Source organism: Streptomyces sp. NPDC055189, assembly GCF_053606765.1.
In genome coordinates, this window is sequence record NZ_JBSGSG010000034.1 from 38241 (window position 1) to 55754 (window position 17514).

The window sequence follows — 17514 nt, forward strand, 5'->3', positions numbered from 1 at the left end:
GGGCACGGTCGTCGCGGGGGACGGGCGACGTGGGGCGGCTGCTCTTGCGCTGCTTCTGCTTGGGCGGTTCGGGCGTCCGGCCCGCGGGCTCCGCCTTTCTCCTGCCCTTCTTGCTGGCCTCGTCGGACGGTTTGCGCGGCTGCGGGCGGGGGGTCACGGGGGCGCCTCCTCGGCGATGACGGATCAGTGCTGTTCGGTGGCGGGGCCGTTCGTGGCGAGACGCTTGATCGCCGAAAGGGGTACGGGGAGCCAGTCGGGGCGGTGGCGGGCCTCGTAGAGGACCTCGTACACCGCCTTGTCCGTTTCGTAGGCACGCAACAGAACCGGGTCCATGCGCGGATCGCGGCCCGAGACCTCCGCGTATCCCGTGCAGTACGCGGCCCGGCAGTCGCCCGCCCACTCCGGCGCCCACGGCTTGGGGGCCTCCGCCGCCCGAACGGAGTCGAGAGCCCGGGGACGCGAGCGTGCCGCGTAGTCGAAGGAACGGAGCATGCCCGCCACGTCACGCACCGGCGGCTGTGGCATCCTGCGCTCGGACAGCGGGCGGGAGGGCTCACCCTCGAAGTCGATGAGCGACCACTCCCCGGCGGGCGAGCGCAGGAACTGCCCCAGGTGCAGGTCCCCGTGGATGCGCTGCGCCGTCCAGGTTCCCTCGCCGCGGCCCAGGTCGGCGAGCGCCTCGAAGGTCGTGCGCAGGGCGGGGGCGTACGGCTGCAGGGCGGGCACCGCCTTGGCCGCAGCGTCCAGGCGCTCCGCCATGCCCTCGGCGATCAGCTCCATCTGGGCGCGGCCCAGGGTGACGGTGGGCAGCGCGCGGGCGAGCGCCAGATGCACCTCGGCCGTCGCGCGCCCGAGCGCCCGTGCCTCGCCGCTGAAGTCCCGGTCGGCCGCGAGCTCCCGAAGGGCCAGCTCCCAGCCGTCCGCGGTGCCTTTCAGATAGGGCTGGAGCACGCCCAGGACGTTCACCTCGTCGCCGGCGTCCGCCAGGAACCAGGCGGCGGGAGCCGGCACCTGCGCGCAGCGCTCGCGGGCCAGCATCAGGGGCAGTTCCAGGTCCGGATTGACTCCGGGCACGATGCGGCGGAACAGCTTCAAAATGAACGTATCTCCGTACACGAGCGAGGAGTTGGACTGCTCCACTCCAAGGACGCGCGGTGCGAGATCATCGCCTATGGCCTTGCGGGGGTCCCGCTCGAAGCGCAGTTTGCCGACGCGGGCCTGCGTCCGCAGTGCCTCCAGGAGGAAACCGGACATGCGGGTGTCGTGCAGTGCTTCGTAGACCGTGAACCCGGCGAGCGGGCCCTGTGTCACATGGCCGATCAGCGCGGACGCGAGCCGTGGCGGCAGCTCGCGCCTTACGCCGAGGAGGAGTTGATAGCAGTCCGGGGGCAGCGGGGGTGCGCCGCCGTTCTGCCCCGGCACCTGTGGCTGCCGGACCTGTATGAGCAGGTGCAGGAGCCCCAACTCGGAAGTCGGGGGCAGTAGTTCGGTCGCGGTGACCAAATTGAAGTCGCTGATCGGGCGGCCCTTGCCCGCGAACCAGCGCTGTCGTGGCAGCCACGCGCGCAGCAGCGGATCGAGCGAGGCGAGCAGCGCGTCCGCGGTGATGCCCGGGCGGGTGACGGCTTCCGACATGGCGTCGCGTCCTTTCCGCGGTGCGGACAGGGGTGAGTGCGGGAGTGCCGGTTGTGCGGGAGAGTTCCCGGGGCGGGGCGGTGGAAACCGCCCCGCGCAGGAGTAGCAGGGGTGGAGCCTACGCCGGATCCTTGCGCAGCCGGAACCAGTAGAAGCCATGTCCGGCCAGGGTGAGCAGGTAGGGCAGTTCACCGATGGCGGGAAAGCGCACCCCGCCGATCAGCTCGACCGGGTGGCGGCCGTTGAAGGTCTGCAGGTCGAGTTCGGTGGGCTGGGCGAAGCGGGAGAAGTTGTGGACGCACAGCACGAGGTCGTCCTTGTACTCCCGTAAGAAGGCGATCACGGCCGGGTTCGAGGAGGGCAGTTCGGTGTAGGAGCCGAGGCCGAAGGCGGGGTTCTGTTTGCGGATCTCGATCATCCTGCGGGTCCAGTGCAGGAGGGAGGAGGGCGAGGACATGGAGGCTTCTACGTTGGTGACCTGGTAGCCGTAGACCGGGTCCATGATGGTGGGCAGGTAGAGGCGGCCGGGGTCGCAGGACGAGAAGCCCGCGTTGCGGTCGGGGGTCCACTGCATGGGGGTGCGTACGGCGTCACGATCACCCAGCCAGATGTTGTCGCCCATGCCGATCTCGTCGCCGTAGTAGAGGATCGGGCTGCCGGGCAGGGAGAGCAGCAGGGCGGTGAAGAGTTCGATCTGGTTGCGGTCGTTGTCCAGGAGGGGTGCCAGGCGGCGGCGGATGCCGATGTTGGCGCGCATGCGGGGGTCTTTGGCGTATTCCGCGTACATGTAGTCGCGCTCTTCGTCGGTGACCATTTCCAGGGTCAGCTCGTCGTGGTTGCGCAGGAAGATGCCCCACTGGCAGCCCGCGGGGATCGCGGGGGTCTTGGCGAGGATCTCTGATACCGGATAGCGCGATTCGCGGCGGACGGCCATGAAGATGCGCGGCATGACGGGGAAGTGGAACGCCATGTGGCATTCGTCGCCGCCGTCCTTGAAGTCACCGAAGTAGTCGACGACGTCCTCGGGCCACTGGTTGGCCTCGGCGAGCAGGACCGTGTCGGGGTAGTGGGCGTCGATCTCCGCGCGCACCCGCTTCAGGAGGGCGTGGGAGCGCGGCAGGTTCTCGCAGTTGGTGCCCTCTTCGGCGAAGAGGTAGGGGACGGCGTCGAGGCGGAAGCCGTCGATGCCCAGGTCGAGCCAGAAGCGCAGGGCGGAGATGATCTCTTCCTGGACGGCGGGGTTCTCGTAGTTGAGGTCGGGTTGGTGGGAGAAGAAGCGGTGCCAGAAGTACTGCTTGCGGACGGGGTCGAAGGTCCAGTTGGAGGCTTCGGTGTCGACGAAGATGATGCGGGCGTCGGCGTACTGCTTGTCGTCGTCGGCCCAGACGTAGTAGTCGCCGTAGGGTCCGTCGGGGTCGGTGCGTGAGGCCTGGAACCACGGGTGCTGGTCGCTGGTGTGGTTCATGACGAAGTCGATGATGACGCGCATGCCGCGCTGGTGGGTGGAGTCGATGAATTCGACGAAGTCGGCCAGGTCGCCGAATTCGGGCAGGACGGCGGTGTAGTCGGAGACGTCGTAGCCGCCGTCGCGCAGCGGGGACTGGAAGAAGGGCGGCAGCCAGAGGCAGTCGACGCCGAGCCATTGGAGGTAGTCGAGTTTGGCGGTGATTCCTTTGAGGTCGCCGACGCCGTCGCCGTTGCTGTCCTGGAAGGAGCGGACGAGGACTTCGTAGAAGACGGCGCGTTTGAACCATTCGGGGTCGCGGTCCTTGGCGGGGGTGTCTTCGAAGGTGTCCTGGACGGGCTCGTTGATGATCATGTGGGTGACCCTCCGATCAACGGGGAGGACGGTCGCAGGACCGTGAGGAGGTGCGCGGGGGCGCGGCCCGGTTCCAGGCGCACGTAGTTGGTCCTGCCCCAGTGGTAGGTGTGGCCGGTGAGCTCGTCGCGCACCGGCACGCTCTCGTGCCAGTCGAGGCCGAGCGCCGGCATGTCCAACGACACCGTCGCCTCCCGGGTGTGGTGGGCGTCGAGGTTCACGACCACCAGAACCGTGTTCGATCCGTCCTTGTCGTGGGCCGTTTTCGAGTAGGCGATCACCGCGTCCTGGTCCGTGTCGTGGAAGTGCAGGTCACGCAGTTGCCGCAGCGCGGGGCTCGCGCGCCGCACGCGGTTCAGCGTGGTGATCAGGGGCGCGATGGTGGAGCCCGTGCGCTCCGCCGACTCCCAGTCACGCGGCCGCAGTTGGTACTTCTCCGAGTTCAGGTACTCCTCGCTGCCGGCCCGCGCAGGGGCGTTCTCGCACAGTTCGTATCCGCTGTAAACGCCCCAGGTCGGCGAGAGGGTTGCGGCGAGCACGGCGCGCGCCTCGAAGGCGGCACGTCCGCCGTTCTGCAGGTAGGCGTGCAGGATGTCCGGGGTGTTGACGAAGAAGTTGGGCCGCAGGTAATGGGCGGTCTCGCCCGCCAACTCACGCGAGTAGTCGGTCAGTTCACCCTTGTCGTTTCGCCAGGTGAAGTACGTGTAGGACTGCTGGAAGCCGATCGCGGCCAGGGTGCGCATCATCGCCGGGCGGGTGAAGGCCTCGGCCAGGAAGATGACGTCGGGGTCGGTGCGGTTGATGTCACCGAGCACGTGCTCCCAGAAGACGACGGGTTTGGTGTGCGGGTTGTCGACCCGGAAGATGCGCACGCCGTGGTCCATCCAGAACCGCAGCAGCCGTACGGTCTCGGCGACCAGGCCCGGCAGGTCGCGGTCGAAGGCCAGCGGGTAGATGTCCTGGTACTTCTTGGGCGGGTTCTCCGCGTAGGCGATGGAGCCGTCGGCGCGGTGCGCGAACCAGTCGGGGTGCTTGTCCACCCAGGGGTGGTCGGGGGAGCACTGCAGGGCGAAGTCCAGGGCGATCTCCAGGCCCAGGCCGACGGCCCGGCGCACGAAGGCGTCGAAGTCCTCCAGGGTGCCCAGCTCCGGGTGGATCGCGTCGTGGCCGCCCTCGGGGGAGCCGATCGCCCAGGGCACCCCCACGTCGTGCGGGCCGGGGGACAGGGAGTTGTTCGGGCCCTTGCGGAAGGTGGTGCCGATGGGGTGGACGGGCGGCAGGTAGACCACGTCGAAGCCCATCGCGGCGATCGCCGGGAGCCGGTCGGATGCGGTACGGAACGTGCCCGAGCGGGGCGGCTCGCCCTCCTTGACGATGGCTCCCTCCGAGCGCGGAAAGAACTCGTACCAGGACCCGAACAGCGCCCGCTGCCGCTCCACGACGAGCGGCAACCGCGGTGTTTCCGTGACCAGTTCGCGCAGTGGATGCGCGGCGAGTACCGCGTCCACCTCCGGGGTGAGGGCGGCGGCGAGGCGGGCCGCGACCGGGCGTTTTGTGTCGCGCAGGGCCTTGGCGGCGGCGCGCAGGACGGCCCGGCGGCCCTTGCTGGCCGGGGCGTCGGCGGCCGCGCGTTCGTACAGGCGGGCGCCCTCCTCCAGGACGAGGTCGGTGTCGATGCCCGCCGGTATCTTGATGTGCGCGTGGTGGCGCCACTGGGTGACGGGATCGCCCCACGCCTCGATGGAGTACGTCCAGTCGCCCTCCGCGTCCGGAGTGACGTCCGCGCCCCACCGGTCGGTGCCGGGGGCAAGTTCACGCATCGGGGTCCACGGTCCGGGGCGGCCCCGCGGATCGCGCAGGACGACATTGGCGGCGACGGCCTCGTGGCCCTCGCGGAAGACGGTGGCGGTCACCTGGAAGGTCTCGCCCACCACGGCTTTGGCGGGCCTTCGCCCGCCGTGGACGAGGGGTGCCACGTCGAGGACGGGTATGCGGCCGGTGACGGGGCCCGGCCGGGCCGGTCGCGGGGGCGGGTCCTGCGCGTCCTGCGGTTCGTTCGGGCCCGGGTCCTGCGGATCGTTCGCGACGTGCGGGTTTTTCGGGTGCTGCGGGTCCTGCGGGTCCTGCTGTGGTGCCGGTGATCCGGGCACCCTTGTAGAGGCCTTTCCCGAGGGCGAAGCCGACGGGCGAGTTGAGGGCATGACCGCTCCTGTCCGCGTTACATGAGTGGGGCGGATACGGGGGTGTGGAGGGGTTCTGCTTCTGTGCCGCGCTTGTTGGCCGTACCTAGCCGTACCTAGCCGTGACTGACCGTACTGAGCCGTGTGCGTTCCGGGGGAGCCTTCCCACCAATTTCGGGTGGGCAATCCGGCGCTTTATTAACTACTGGTGCGTAAGGCCCATACGAGGCCGCGTCGTATCCGAGGGTGCGTCGCCTCGGCCCCGGAGGCAAGTCCGCCGCCACGCGCAGAGAACCGGCCCCGCCGTGTGCGGCGGAGCCGGTTCTGTGTCGCGTCGTGGACGCGTCGCGTCCCACAGGCCTTCTGCGGGTGCCCTACGGGTTGTTGACCTGCAGCAACTTGTTGGGTGAGCCGAGCCCCGCGCCGGTCACCTTGCCCGCCGCGGCCCGTCCTGCCAACGCCTTGCTCACCTCGGCCGGTGTGGCCGACGGATGATCGGCGAGGTAGAGCGCCGCCGCGCCCGCCGCGTGCGGCGAGGCCATCGACGTACCCGAGATGGTGTCCGTGGCGGAGTCGTCGGTGTTCCACGCGGAGGTGATGTCCACGCCCGGCGCGAACAGGTCCAGGCTGCCGCCCCAGTTGGAGAAGCTCGCCTTGGCATCCTTCACGTCGGTCGCGCCGACCGTGACGGCTTCCTTCACGCGGGCCGGCGAGAACAGGACCGCCGGGAGTCCTTCGTTCCCGGCAGCGACCGTGTAAGTAACCCCGGACGCAATCGAGTTGCGCACGGCGGCGTCCAGCTGGGCGTTGGCCGTGCCGCCGAGGCTGAGGTTGGCGACCGCCGGCTTCTCGGCGTTCTTGGTCACCCAGTCGATGCCGGCGATGACCTGCGCGGTCGTCCCCGATCCGGCGTCGTCGAGCACCCGGACGCCCACGACCTCCGCCTTCTTGGCGACGCCGTGGCTCTTGCCCGCCACGGTCGCGGAGACGTGCGTGCCGTGTCCGTTGCCGTCCTGCGCCGTGGCGTCGTTGTCGATGAAGTCCCAGCCACTGCTCGCCCGGCCGCCGAAGTCCTTGTGCGTGGTGCGGACCCCGGTGTCGATGACGTACGCGGTCACGCCCTTACCGGCCGTCTCGGGCCAGGTGTAGGACTTGTCCAGCGGCAGGTTCTTCTGGTCGATCCGGTCGAGCCCCCAGGAGGGCGGGTTCTGCTGTGTGTGGTCCAGGGACACGGTGCTGTCCTGGACGACGGAGGCGACCCTCGGATCCCCCGCGAGTCTCTCGGCCTGGTCCGAACCCACCTTCACCGCATAACCGTTGAGCGCGGTGCTGTAGGTGTGGCGTATTTTCGCCCCGTACTTCGACGCGATGTCCTGGCCCGCGTCCGACGGGGCCTGCGTCCCGCCCTTGAGCGTGACGATGTAACTCCCGCTGACGGAACCGGGTTCCCCGGCGCCGAGTATCTCCCCCAGCGGGGCATCGGCGGGAGCGGCGTGTGCGGGCAGCGTGATGGCCGAAAGCACCGCCGCCGTGGTGGCGGTGACGGCTCCGGCCCACCGCAGACGCTTCGTTCGCGACAGAGTCATACGCTGGTTTCCCTCCCCAACTTTACGTGCCACCCGTGGAGTTGGACCGATACATGCCGGATTCCCCGTGTCCTCCACGAGCGCCACTTGGCAGCCTCTCGTGCGGCGTGAGGGCCTACAAGACCACACGACGTGGGGGAATCGGCCATACCGCCGGTGGGGGTGCTGTGAGGGTTGCGCCGATTTTCGGACGGGTTCGGGACGCCTGCGTGAGGTGCGGGGCCACGGGGTGACCGCCGCAGGTCAACGTCCGTTTCCCGCCGGTCGGGGGGCGCAGGGTCCGGCACGCTTTCGGCATGACTTCTCAAGCGGCGTCCGCCGCGCCGGACACGACGACCGTCCTCACCGGCATGTACGAGGCGGAGTCCCGCTACCTGGCGGCGGGCGGCCCCGGCAGCGCCTCGTTCGACCTGCTCGCCCCCTATTTCGCCCCCGATGTCGTGCTGCACCAGGCGCGGGCACTCCCGTACGGCGGCACCTGGCACGGTCACGAGGGGATGACCCGCTTCTTCCTCGCCATGAGCGAGACCTGGGAGACGTTCGAGATCGGCGAGCAGGAGTTCCTGGCCACGGGCGGGACCGCGGTGGTCCACACCACGGTCCGCGCGCGGGCCCGCGCCACGGGGCGTGAACTCGCCTTCCCGATCCTGCAGACGATCACCGTGCGGGACGGGCGGATCTCGCGGGTGCGGCCGTTCTACTGGGACACGGCGGCGATCGTGGCGGCGACGACTCCGTAGCGCGTCAGAGGGCGCGGCCGGAGACGAGGCGGCCTTCGACGGACTCCGCGAAGATCGCACCACCGAGGTAGAGCGGCGTCGACAGGGTGTCCGTCAGGCCGTCGATCGCCTTCGTGTCGGTGGTGGGGACCGTGCGCTGGGTCATGTTCTCCGCGTCGCCGTCCAGGGGCACGGTGCGGATCTCGTAGGAGCCCACGGACAGGAGCCGGTCACCGGAGAGGCCGAGGGCGCTGGGGGTGCCGCGGGCCGGGAGGTCCCAGAGCTCCCTGCCGGACTTCCACTCGTACGCGGTGAGGCGGTCTTGGAGCCCGGCCTTCTTGTCGGTGCTCGCGATGACCAGTACGCCCTTCTCGCCCACGACCGGCGCGACGTCGGGCTGCTTCCCGCCCCCGATCGTGCGGCGGGAGGCAAGCGTGTCGCCGTCGAGCACGCTGACGCCGGCCCGCTCCACCGACCAGCACAGGACCGCGCCGCCGTATCCGATGAGGTCGCCGCACGCGGGCTTCGACACCTTGGCCTTCTCGTCGCCGGTCCGGGTGGAGAGGGCGATGACGCCGCCCGCCTCCAGGGCCGCGTACAGCCGGTCGCCCGACACGAGCAGCGTGCCCGTGGGCTTGCCGTCGATCCTTGTCTCCCACAGCTGCCTGCCGGTGCTCGCGCGCCGGGCCCGCAGCACCGTCTTGTACGGGGCCGGCGCTGCCTGACTGCTGAACTCGGCGGTGTACAGCACCCCTTGTGCGTACGTCACCGATATCACGCCCGCGTACTCGGGAGCCTTGTGCCGCCAGACCTCGTCGCCCGTTGCCAGGTCGATGCCGCTCACGCCCAGTTCGCTGGGGACGAAGACCCGCTTGCCGTCGGTCTCGGGCGGGATCTCCTGGACCCCGGACGGCTGACCGCTGAAGCCGGGTGACTTCCAGCGGTCCTTGCCCGTCGCCGTGTCCAGGGCGGTCGCCGCGCCCCACCCGTCCCGGCACACGAGTGCGGACCGCGCGATGACGCAGCCCTTGCCCATGCTGTCCACGCCTTTCGGCTTCTTGCGCGACCACGGCCGCCAGCCCTCGGGAAGCGCGGCCTCGCGCACCGCCGACGTACCGAACTCGCCGGAGTGGCCCTGGTTGCCGTAGGCGGTGACCGTGCGGCTCGTGGAGGAGCCAGAGCCGGGGCCCGCCGTCCGGTCCGGACCCGGACTCGCGGCGGGAGTACCCGCCGGGTCGTCCGCGAGAGCGTCCGGCAGAACGATCGCCGCCACGGTGACCACCGCGGCGGCAGCGGCGGACGCCACGATCCACGGCAGGCGGCGGCGCCGCAGGACCGGTGCGGGACCGAACGACCCCAGGGCGGGCGGTGTCTCCGGCGGGGGCGGAGGCGGGGCGTCGTCACCGGTCGACTCGAACGCGGCCGCGGCGGAGCGGTACTCGGCGAAGAGGGACAGCACGTCGGAGGGCCAGGGGAACGGGCCCGGCGCACAGGCGCCGCTCAGGCGCTCGGCCAGCCCGGCAGGCGCGGGGCGGCGGGCCGGATCGGCGTCCAGGCACTCGGCGATGATGCCGCGCAGCTCGTCCGGCACACCGGAGAGGTCCGCGTCGCCCTGCGAGATGCGGAAGACGACGGATGCGAACTCCGGGTCGTCGAAGGGGCCGCGGCCCGACACCGCGTGGCACAGGACCGCTCCGAGGGAGAAGACGTCCGACGCGGGGACGACCGCGTGCGAGCCCGCGATCTGCTCCGGAGCCATGAATCCCGGCGTGCCCACGAGCATGCCGGTCGTCGTCAGGGCCGTCGCCTCGAAGGCCCGCGCGATGCCGAAGTCGATCAGGCGGGGCCCTTCGGGGGTGAGCAGCACGTTCCCCGGCTTCAGGTCGCGGTGCAGGACCTCGGCCGCGTGCACCGCGGCGAGCGCGCGGGCAAGACCCGCCCCGAGGGCGCGGACCGCCGCCGCGGGCAGCGGGCCCCGCCGGGCGACCGTGTCGGCGAGCGACGGGCCCGGCACGTACTCCGTTGCCAGCCACGGGAGTTCGGCGTCCGCGTCCCCGTCGAGCAGGGCCGCGGTGTACGGACCGGTGACCGCACGGGCCGCCGCGATCTCCCGCCGGAAACGGACACGGAACGCGGCGTCCGGACTCGCGCCGAGGTCCTGCCGTACGGCTTTGAGGGCGACCAGCCGCCGGGATGCCCCCTCCTGTGCCCGCGCGAGATAGACCTGGCCCATACCGCCGGCCCCGATCCCGGCAAGGAGACGGTAGGGGCCGATGCGGCGGGTGTGGCCCGGCGGCAGAGGGGTGAGCATGGGACTCCTCGACTCGGCGGCTCGATGGGTGCGTCAGGCCGGTTGGGTGCGTCAGGCCGGACGGGTGCGGCAGGTCGGCTGGCTGCGCGGTCGTCAGGGCAGGGCCACCGACGAGATCTTTCCTTCGTCGTAGATGACGTGGGCGACGCCGCCCAGGGCCAGGACGGTCGGTGCGCGCAGCGTCTCCGAGATGACGGTGCCGTTGACGTTCGGCGGTGGCTCGGGCCGGTCGCCCGGCGCGCCGGGCACGGGATGCCGCGACACCTGCCCCGTACCGGCGCCGAGCGGCAGCGTGTACAGCGCGCCGCTGTCCGCGTAGAGCGCACGCCCGCCGAGGACCAGCGGCGACGAGGCCGGGACGTTCCCGTCGGGCAGCTTCGCCGAGCGCAGCACCTTCCCGTTGCCCCGGTCGTTGACGAGCACGCTGCCCTTGCCCGGGTCCACCCCGACCGCGAGGGAGCGGTTCACGGCCGTCGGCCCCGCGGTCGGCCCGAACCCCTCGGTCTCCGGGTAGTAGAAGGGTTCACCCGCCTCCTTCAAGGTGCGGGCCCGCAGCTGCAAGGTCTTCACGCGTGGCGGCAGAGCGTCGGTCCCGGACGCGTCGCCGGTGGACGTCGTGCACAGTACGTCCGTGCCGACCAGGACGGTCCGGCACTCGCTTCCGGCCCGGCCGACCTCGTCGCCGGTCCGTGCGTCGTACGCCGTAAGGCCGCCCTTCTCGTCGGCGTAGACGACTCCGTCGCGCAAGGCGCGCATCTGGTAGCGGTTGATGTCGGCCTTGGCCTCCAGCGGGGTGCCGAGATCCTCGTGCCACAGCGGGCGTCCGCGGTCCAGGTCGTAGGCGTGCAAGGAGGCGATGGACCCCTCCTTCACGTACGAACCCTCCGCGGTGACCAGGAGCGTGTCGTCGTCGAGGAGCGGGCGCAGGTTGAACGCGCCGGCGCCGTCCGGGGGTGGCGCGTCCCAGATGACATCACCCGTCGCGGAGTCGCGGACCTGCAGGACACCGTCGCTCGCGATGACCGCCCTGCCGCCGCGCACCTGCGGTTCGACCACGTCACCGGGCCTGAAGTAGGCGCCGCTCGGGCCGATGTACGCCTCGTCCACACCGCCTTCGGGGTCGACCTTGCCGGACTTCCACAGCCGCTTGCCGTCGACGGCGCTCACCGCCTCGTACGTGCCGTTGGTCAGCAGGCAGACGATGGCGCGGGTGTCGGCGGAGCAGCTCATGGGGGAGTGGCCGAGACTGCCCCGCCACGCCTTCCACCCCTTGGGGCGCTGGGCGGCGACCTGCTTCACCACCCCGGACCGGTCGGCCGTGCCCTTCGCGTCGACACCGGCCTGTGCGATCAGTTTCTTGACGGCGGCGGGGTCGGCCGACCCCGGATCGCCCCTCCCCGCCGCGCCTCCGTCGCCGTCCCCGTCGCCGCCTCCGGACCCGTCGGAGTTGTCAGAGGCGCCGGAACTGCCGGAGTCGCCCTGCCAGGGCGCCCACACGGCGAGCCCCCCGCCCAGCGCGCCCGCCAGCACGGCCACGGCGACCGTGGCGAGCAGCACGCGCGACGTGCGGCGGCGGGGAGGGGCCGCCGGGGCGGGCGGCGGCGAACCGCTCATCGTCGGCAACTGATGCACGCCGAGGGGGCCGGGCGCCCCCGGAGCGGTGACCGGATGCCCGGGTGCGGCGGCCGGATGTCCGGGTGCGGCGGCCGGATGTCCGGGCGCCGTGACCGGATGCCCCGGTGCGGTGGCGGGGCTGCCCTGCGCCGTCGCCGGACGCCCGGCCTCCGCTTCCGGCCAGACCGGAACCGGCAGCAGCGGCAGCCCCGACGCGCACAGCTGCTCCACGTCCCGCAGCGTCTCGCCGACCGCGTCCCGCACCGCCTCCGGCCACCGGGCGTCCGTGGCCGCGTCCCGCAGCCGTACGAATCGTTCGGCGACGTCCGCCGCGCCGGGCCGCTCACCCGGGTCGCGGGCGAGACACGCGGACAGGATGTCCCGCAACTCGACCGGCATGGCCCCCAGTTCGGCCTCGGCGCGCGAGACCCGGTACAGGACGGCGGCCATCGGCCCGTCCCCGAAGGGATCCCGCCCCGACACCGCGTAGGTGAGCACCGAGGCCAGGCAGAACACGTCCGATGCCGCCACCACGTGCTTGCCGCCCGCCACGTGCTCCGGCGACATGAAACCGGGGGTGCCGACGAGCAGGCCCGACCGGGTCATGGTCGTGGCGGACTGCACCCGCGCCACGCCGAAGTCGATCAGTTTGGGGCCGTCCCGGCCGAGCAGTACGTTGCCCGGCTTCAGGTCACGGTGCAGGGCGCCCGCCGCGTGCACCGCCGTCAGCGCCCGCGCCACGCCCGCCCCGAGTGCGGCGACCGCGCCGGGCGGCAGCGGACCGTGCCGGCGCACGGCCTCGGAAAGGGTGGGCCCCGGTATGTACTCCGTCGCCAGCCAGGGCACTTCGCCCTCGGCCTCGCTCGCCACGAGCCGCGCCACGAAGGGACTGTCGACGGACGCCGCGACCTGCGCCTCGCGCCAAAAGCGCCGCCGGAATATGTCGTCCGTCGCCAGTTCGTTGCGGATGGCCTTCACGGCGACGAGGTCCGCGGGCCCGAATCCGGCGGCATCGGCGGGGCGCGCCAGAAAGACCTCGCCCATCCCGCCGGCCCCGAGCCGGGCCAGCGTCACATACGGTCCGATCCGCCGAGGCGACGCGTCACGCAACTGCCCGATCATCCGCCCCGTCCCCCTGTGCCCCTGTCAACTTCCGTCCCACCAGGTCACGTTACCCGTGACCCGGAACGTGCACCCTGTGCGCCGTGGTGACAGGGGCGGCGCAACGCTAACGTCGGGGCGACACATCGATACGAGACTCACGAACGCCCCCGTCATACGCCCCGTCAGACACCCTGTCAGAGGTGCACCGTGATGAAGGCCATCCGTCGATTCACCGTACGACCCGCTCTTCCCGAACCTCTCGCCCCGCTATCGGAGCTTGCCCGTAATCTGCGCTGGTCCTGGCACACCGGGACCCGTGAACTGTTCAAGGCCGTCGATCCCGCACTGTGGGCCGCTTCGGGCGGTGACCCCGTGCGGCTGCTCGGCAGCGTGCCGCCCGCGCGGCTCGCCCAGCTTGCCGGGGACGAGGTCTTCCTGCGCCGCCTCGCCGAGGCCTCGGACGGACTCCGGGAGTACGTCACCGGGGATCGCTGGTATCAGGAGCAGTCCGCCGAGCGGGGCAGCGAACTGCCCAGCGCCGTTGCCTATTTCTCGCCCGAGTTCGGTATCACCGACGCCCTGCCGCAGTACTCGGGCGGGCTCGGCATCCTCGCCGGCGACCATCTGAAGGCGGCCAGCGACCTCGGACTCCCGCTCATCGGGGTCGGCCTGCTCTACCGGCACGGTTACTTCCACCAGTCGCTGTCCCGCGACGGCTGGCAGCAGGAGACCTACCCCGTGCTCGACCCGAACGAGCTGCCGCTCTCCCTCCTGCGCGAGGCGGACGGCACCCCCAGCCTGGTGGCGATCGCGCTGCCCGGCGGACGTTCCCTGCGCGCGCACGTATGGCAGGCGAGCGTGGGGCGCGTGCCGCTCCTCATGCTCGACTCGGACGTCGAGGAGAACGACACCGGCGCCCGCGAAGTGACCGACCGGCTCTACGGCGGCGGCAGCGAACACCGCCTGCTCCAGGAGATGCTGCTCGGCATCGGCGGGATCCGCGCCATAAGGACGTACTGCAGGCTGACCGGGCACGCCGAGCCCGAGGTCTTCCACACGAACGAAGGCCACGCGGGCTTCCTCGGCCTGGAGCGCATCCACGAACTCGCCGATCAAGGGCTTGAGTTCGACACCGCACTCGAATCCGTACGGGCCGGGACCGTCTTCACCACCCACACCCCCGTACCCGCCGGAATCGACCGCTTCGACCGCGAGCTGGTCGCCCAGCACTTCGGACCCCACGCCGAACTGCCCCGCATCGATGTCGGAGGCATACTGCGCCTGGGCATGGAGACCTACCCCGGCGGTGAGCCCAACCGCTTCAACATGGCGGTGATGGGCCTGCGGCTCGGGCGCTGTGCCAACGGCGTCTCCACGCTGCACGGCAAGGTGAGCCGCGAGATGTTCGCGGGCCTGTGGCCGGGGTTCGACGCCGAAGAGGTGCCGATCTCCTCCGTCACGAACGGCGTGCACGCCCCGACCTGGGTCGCCCCCGAGGTGTTCCGCCTGGGCGCCCGGCAGATCGGCGCCCAGCGGACCGAGGACGCGCTGTCCGTGGGCGGCTCGGAGCGCTGGGACGCGGTGGCCGAGATCCAGGACGCGGACATCTGGGAGCTGCGGCGTGAGCTGCGGGGCCAGCTGGTCACGGAGGTCAGGCAGCGGCTGTACGCGTCTTGGCGTCAACGGGGCGCGGCCAGCGCCGAGTTGGGGTGGATCGACGACGTACTGGACCCCGCTGTCCTGACGATCGGCTTCGCGCGCCGCGTCCCCTCGTACAAGCGCCTGACGCTGATGCTGCGGGACAGGGACCGTCTCATGGAGCTGCTTACGCACGAGGAGCGGCCGATCCAGATCGTCGTGGCCGGAAAGGCGCATCCGGCGGACGACGGGGGCAAACGGCTCATCCAGGAGCTGGTGCGCTTCACGGACGATCCGCGGGTGCGCGGCCGCATCGTCTTCCTGCCGGACTACGGCATGGCGATGGCGCAGAAGCTCTATCCCGGCTGCGACGTGTGGCTGAACAACCCCCTCCGGCCCCTTGAGGCGTGCGGGACGAGCGGGATGAAGGCGGCGCTGAACGGCTGCCTCAACCTGTCGGTTCTCGACGGCTGGTGGGACGAGTGGTTCGAACCCGACTTCGGATGGGCGATTCCCACGGCGGACGGGGAGGCCACGGACGACGACCGGCGGGACGACCTGGAGGCCGCGGCGCTGTACGACCTCCTTGAGCGCAGGATCGCGCCCCGCTTCTACGAGCAGGGGCCGGGGGGACTGCCCGACCGGTGGATCGAGATGGTCCGGCGCACGCTGACCCGGCTCGGGCCGAAGGTACTCGCCGGGCGGATGGTGCGTGACTACGTGGAGCAGCTGTACGTTCCCGCCGCGCGGGCGCACCGCACGCTGGGCGCGGACGCCGCGGTGGAGCTCGCCTCGTGGAAGTCGCGGGTGCGTGCGGCCTGGCCGCGGGTCGCCGTCGACCACGTCGAGGCGTCGGCGACCGGCGCCACCGCCGAACTCGGCGCCACGCTCTCGCTGCGGGTCCGCGTGCGGCTCGGCGAGCTGACCCCGGACGACGTGGAGGTGCAGTCGATCGCGGGCCGGGTGGACCCCGAGGACGTCATCGCCGACGCGAGGCCGCTGCCGCTGAAGGCCGTGGGCGGCCCCGACGCGGAGGGCCGGCGCCTCTACGAGGGTCCGCTGGCCCTGGACCGGACGGGACCGTTCGGCTATACGGTCCGCATCCTGCCCGCCCATCGATTGCTGGCCAGTGGGGCGGAGTTGGGGCTCGTGGCCGTGCCGTCCGAGGGGACGGGCGAGGCCGCGGGAGTGTTGCTGCGGTAGAGCGGGACACCAAAAGACAGCGGACGGGCCGGAGGTTCCCGGCCCGTCCGCTGTCGGTGGCAGTTACTTGACGTTGACGCCGGCCCAGGCCGCGTCCACGCCCTTGTACTCGGCGGAGTCCGCGCCGTACAGGTCCTTCGCGGCGCTCAGCGTGCCCTCACGGGCCGCCTTGTAGTCCGTCGTCGTGGTGAAGTACGACGTCAGGGCCTTGAACCAGATCTTCTCGGCCTTGTCGCGCCCGATGCCCTCGACCTTGGAGCCGTCGGCGGTCGGCGAGTCGTACTTGACGCCGTTGATCTCCTTCGCGCCGCTGCCCTCGGACAGCAGGTAGAAGAAGTGGTTGGCGATGCCCGAGGAGTAGTGGACGTCCACGTTGCCCGCGTCCGCGCTCCAGTTGTCCAGGGACTGGCCGTCCTTGGAGGGCTTGTCCATGTAGCGCAGCGGCGATCCGTCGCCGTTGATGTCGATCTCTTCGCCGATGAGGTAGTCACCGACGTCTTCCTTGTTCTTGGCGTTGAACTCGACGGAGGCGCCGAAGATGTCGGAGGTGGCCTCGTTCAGGCCGCCCGACTCGCCGCTGTACTCCAGGTTGGCGGTGGCCGCGGTGACGCCGTGCGACATCTCGTGGGCCGCCACGTCGATCGACGTCAGGGGCTTCTTGTCGCCCTCGCCGTCGCCGTACGTCATGCAGAAGCAGCTGTCGTCCCAGAAGGCGTTGACGTACGACTTGCCGTAGTGGACGCGCGACGTCGCGCCCTTGCCGTCGCCCTTGATGCCCTCGCGGCCGTGCACGCCCTTGTAGTAGTCCCAGGTCAGCTGGGCTCCGTACGCGGCGTCGACGGCGGCGGTCTGCGGGTCGTCCGCCTTTCCGGTGCCCCACGTGTCGTCGTCGTCCGTGACGAGCTTGCCCTCGCCGCTCTGGGCGTGGTTCAGGTCGAACGTCGAGTGGCCGCCGCGCGAGTCGTCGGTCAGGTCGAAGCCGCTGGAGCCCTTCTTGGAGCCGACCTCGACATCGCCGCTGTACTGGCTGTGGCCCGCGCCGTTCTCGATGGCCTGGTACTGGAAGAGCTTCTTGCCCGTGGCCGCGTCGGTGATGACGTGCAGCTTGCTGGGCGTGCCGTCCTTCTGGACGCCGGTGACGACGGTCTCGTGGGCGAGGACCGGCTTGCCGGACGCGGCCCAGATGACCTTGCGCGGGTCCTGTGCGTCGGCCTTCTTGGTGTCGCCGCTCTTCGCGGCGGTCGACTCGGCGGACTTCGCGGCCGACTTGGCGCCGACCTTCGCGGAGGTCGATGCGACCTTGATGGTGGCCTTGGCCGCCTTGGTCACGCTCTTGACCTTGCCGCTCTTGGTGGCGTGGACGACGAGGTCGCCGCCGAGGACGGGCAGACCGTCGTAGGTGCGCTCGTAGCGGGTGTGCGTGGTGCCGTCACGGTCCTTGACGACATCGCGTACGACGAGCTTTTCCTTCGCGCCGAGGCCGATCTTCTCGGCGGTGGCGGCCTTGTCCGCGTTCGCGTCCTGGAGCAGTCCGGCGCGTGCGGTGGAGGAGAGTGCGATCTGCGAACCGGCGGGCGCAGCGGCCTGGTCGGGCTGCGCGGAGGCTCCGGTGGCCAGTCCGCCTGCGAGCAGTGCTCCGGCGGCAACAGCGGTGGCGATGGCCAGCGTCGAGCGCTTCCGGGATATGTGGGGGGTCACGCATGCT

General features: G+C 71.0%; 9 protein-coding genes. 2 read left to right on the forward strand and 7 right to left on the reverse strand.

The window, feature by feature from the left end; genetic code table 11:
* Positions 1 to 183 precede the first annotated feature (183 nt).
* The 4 genes from ACWFR3_RS23725 to ACWFR3_RS23740 all read right to left on the reverse strand — a co-directional run bounded on the left by ACWFR3_RS23725 (position 184) and on the right by ACWFR3_RS23740 (position 7220).
* Positions 184 to 1635, reverse strand: a complete 1452-nt coding sequence (locus ACWFR3_RS23725) for a maltokinase N-terminal cap-like domain-containing protein (RefSeq protein ID WP_453736613.1) — start codon at positions 1633 to 1635, stop codon at positions 184 to 186.
* Between the two features lie 118 nt (positions 1636 to 1753).
* Positions 1754 to 3454 (reverse strand): maltose alpha-D-glucosyltransferase, encoded by a 1701-nt coding sequence (treS, locus tag ACWFR3_RS23730; RefSeq protein WP_453736614.1) that lies wholly within the window; start codon positions 3452 to 3454, stop codon positions 1754 to 1756.
* The gene (locus ACWFR3_RS23735) at positions 3451 to 5655 is read right to left on the reverse strand and encodes an alpha-1,4-glucan--maltose-1-phosphate maltosyltransferase (RefSeq protein ID WP_453736615.1); all 2205 of its coding nucleotides are present in this window, start codon (positions 5653 to 5655) and stop codon (positions 3451 to 3453) included. The genes treS and ACWFR3_RS23735 overlap by 4 nt, the downstream gene beginning before the upstream one ends.
* Positions 5656 to 6008: 353 nt before the next feature.
* The gene (locus ACWFR3_RS23740; protein ID WP_453736616.1) at positions 6009 to 7220 is read right to left on the reverse strand and encodes a S8 family peptidase; all 1212 of its coding nucleotides are present in this window, start codon (positions 7218 to 7220) and stop codon (positions 6009 to 6011) included.
* Between the two features lie 296 nt (positions 7221 to 7516).
* Between ACWFR3_RS23740 and ACWFR3_RS23745 the strand changes: the two genes are divergently transcribed.
* Positions 7517 to 7960: a nuclear transport factor 2 family protein gene (locus ACWFR3_RS23745; protein WP_453736617.1), complete on the forward strand. Its 444-nt coding sequence runs from the start codon at positions 7517 to 7519 to the stop codon at positions 7958 to 7960.
* A gap of 4 nt (positions 7961 to 7964) precedes the next feature.
* Here ACWFR3_RS23745 and ACWFR3_RS23750 read toward each other — a convergent pair whose 3' ends face one another.
* Entirely contained in the window at positions 7965 to 10250 is a 2286-nt protein-coding gene (locus ACWFR3_RS23750; RefSeq protein ID WP_453736618.1) for a protein kinase domain-containing protein, read from the reverse strand.
* A gap of 93 nt (positions 10251 to 10343) precedes the next feature.
* Positions 10344 to 12986, reverse strand: a complete 2643-nt coding sequence (locus tag ACWFR3_RS23755; protein WP_453736619.1) for a protein kinase domain-containing protein — start codon at positions 12984 to 12986, stop codon at positions 10344 to 10346.
* A 192-nt stretch (positions 12987 to 13178) separates the two neighbouring features.
* On the opposite strand from ACWFR3_RS23755, the gene glgP reads away from it, so the two are divergent.
* The gene (gene glgP, locus ACWFR3_RS23760) at positions 13179 to 15809 is read left to right on the forward strand and encodes an alpha-glucan family phosphorylase (RefSeq protein ID WP_453736620.1); all 2631 of its coding nucleotides are present in this window, start codon (positions 13179 to 13181) and stop codon (positions 15807 to 15809) included.
* A 63-nt stretch (positions 15810 to 15872) separates the two neighbouring features.
* Here glgP and ACWFR3_RS23765 read toward each other — a convergent pair whose 3' ends face one another.
* A complete protein-coding gene (locus ACWFR3_RS23765; RefSeq protein WP_453736621.1) occupies positions 15873 to 17507 on the reverse strand; it encodes a M4 family metallopeptidase in 1635 nt (544 codons plus the stop codon).
* Positions 17508 to 17514 lie beyond the last annotated feature (7 nt).

Bases quoted from the DNA above. Each gene is read 5' to 3' on its own strand.
- ACWFR3_RS23725 (WP_453736613.1), bottom strand. From the start codon at position 1,635: ATGTCGGAAGCCGTCACCCGCCCGGGCATCACCGCGGACGCGCTGCTC.
- treS (WP_453736614.1), bottom strand. From the start codon at position 3,454: ATGATCATCAACGAGCCCGTCCAGGACACCTTCGAAGACACCCCCGCC.
- ACWFR3_RS23735 (WP_453736615.1), bottom strand. From the start codon at position 5,655: ATGCCCTCAACTCGCCCGTCGGCTTCGCCCTCGGGAAAGGCCTCTACA.
- ACWFR3_RS23740 (WP_453736616.1), bottom strand. From the start codon at position 7,220: ATGACTCTGTCGCGAACGAAGCGTCTGCGGTGGGCCGGAGCCGTCACC.
- ACWFR3_RS23745 (WP_453736617.1), top strand. From the start codon at position 7,517: ATGACTTCTCAAGCGGCGTCCGCCGCGCCGGACACGACGACCGTCCTC.
- ACWFR3_RS23750 (WP_453736618.1), bottom strand. From the start codon at position 10,250: ATGCTCACCCCTCTGCCGCCGGGCCACACCCGCCGCATCGGCCCCTAC.
- ACWFR3_RS23755 (WP_453736619.1), bottom strand. From the start codon at position 12,986: ATGATCGGGCAGTTGCGTGACGCGTCGCCTCGGCGGATCGGACCGTAT.
- glgP (WP_453736620.1), top strand. From the start codon at position 13,179: ATGAAGGCCATCCGTCGATTCACCGTACGACCCGCTCTTCCCGAACCT.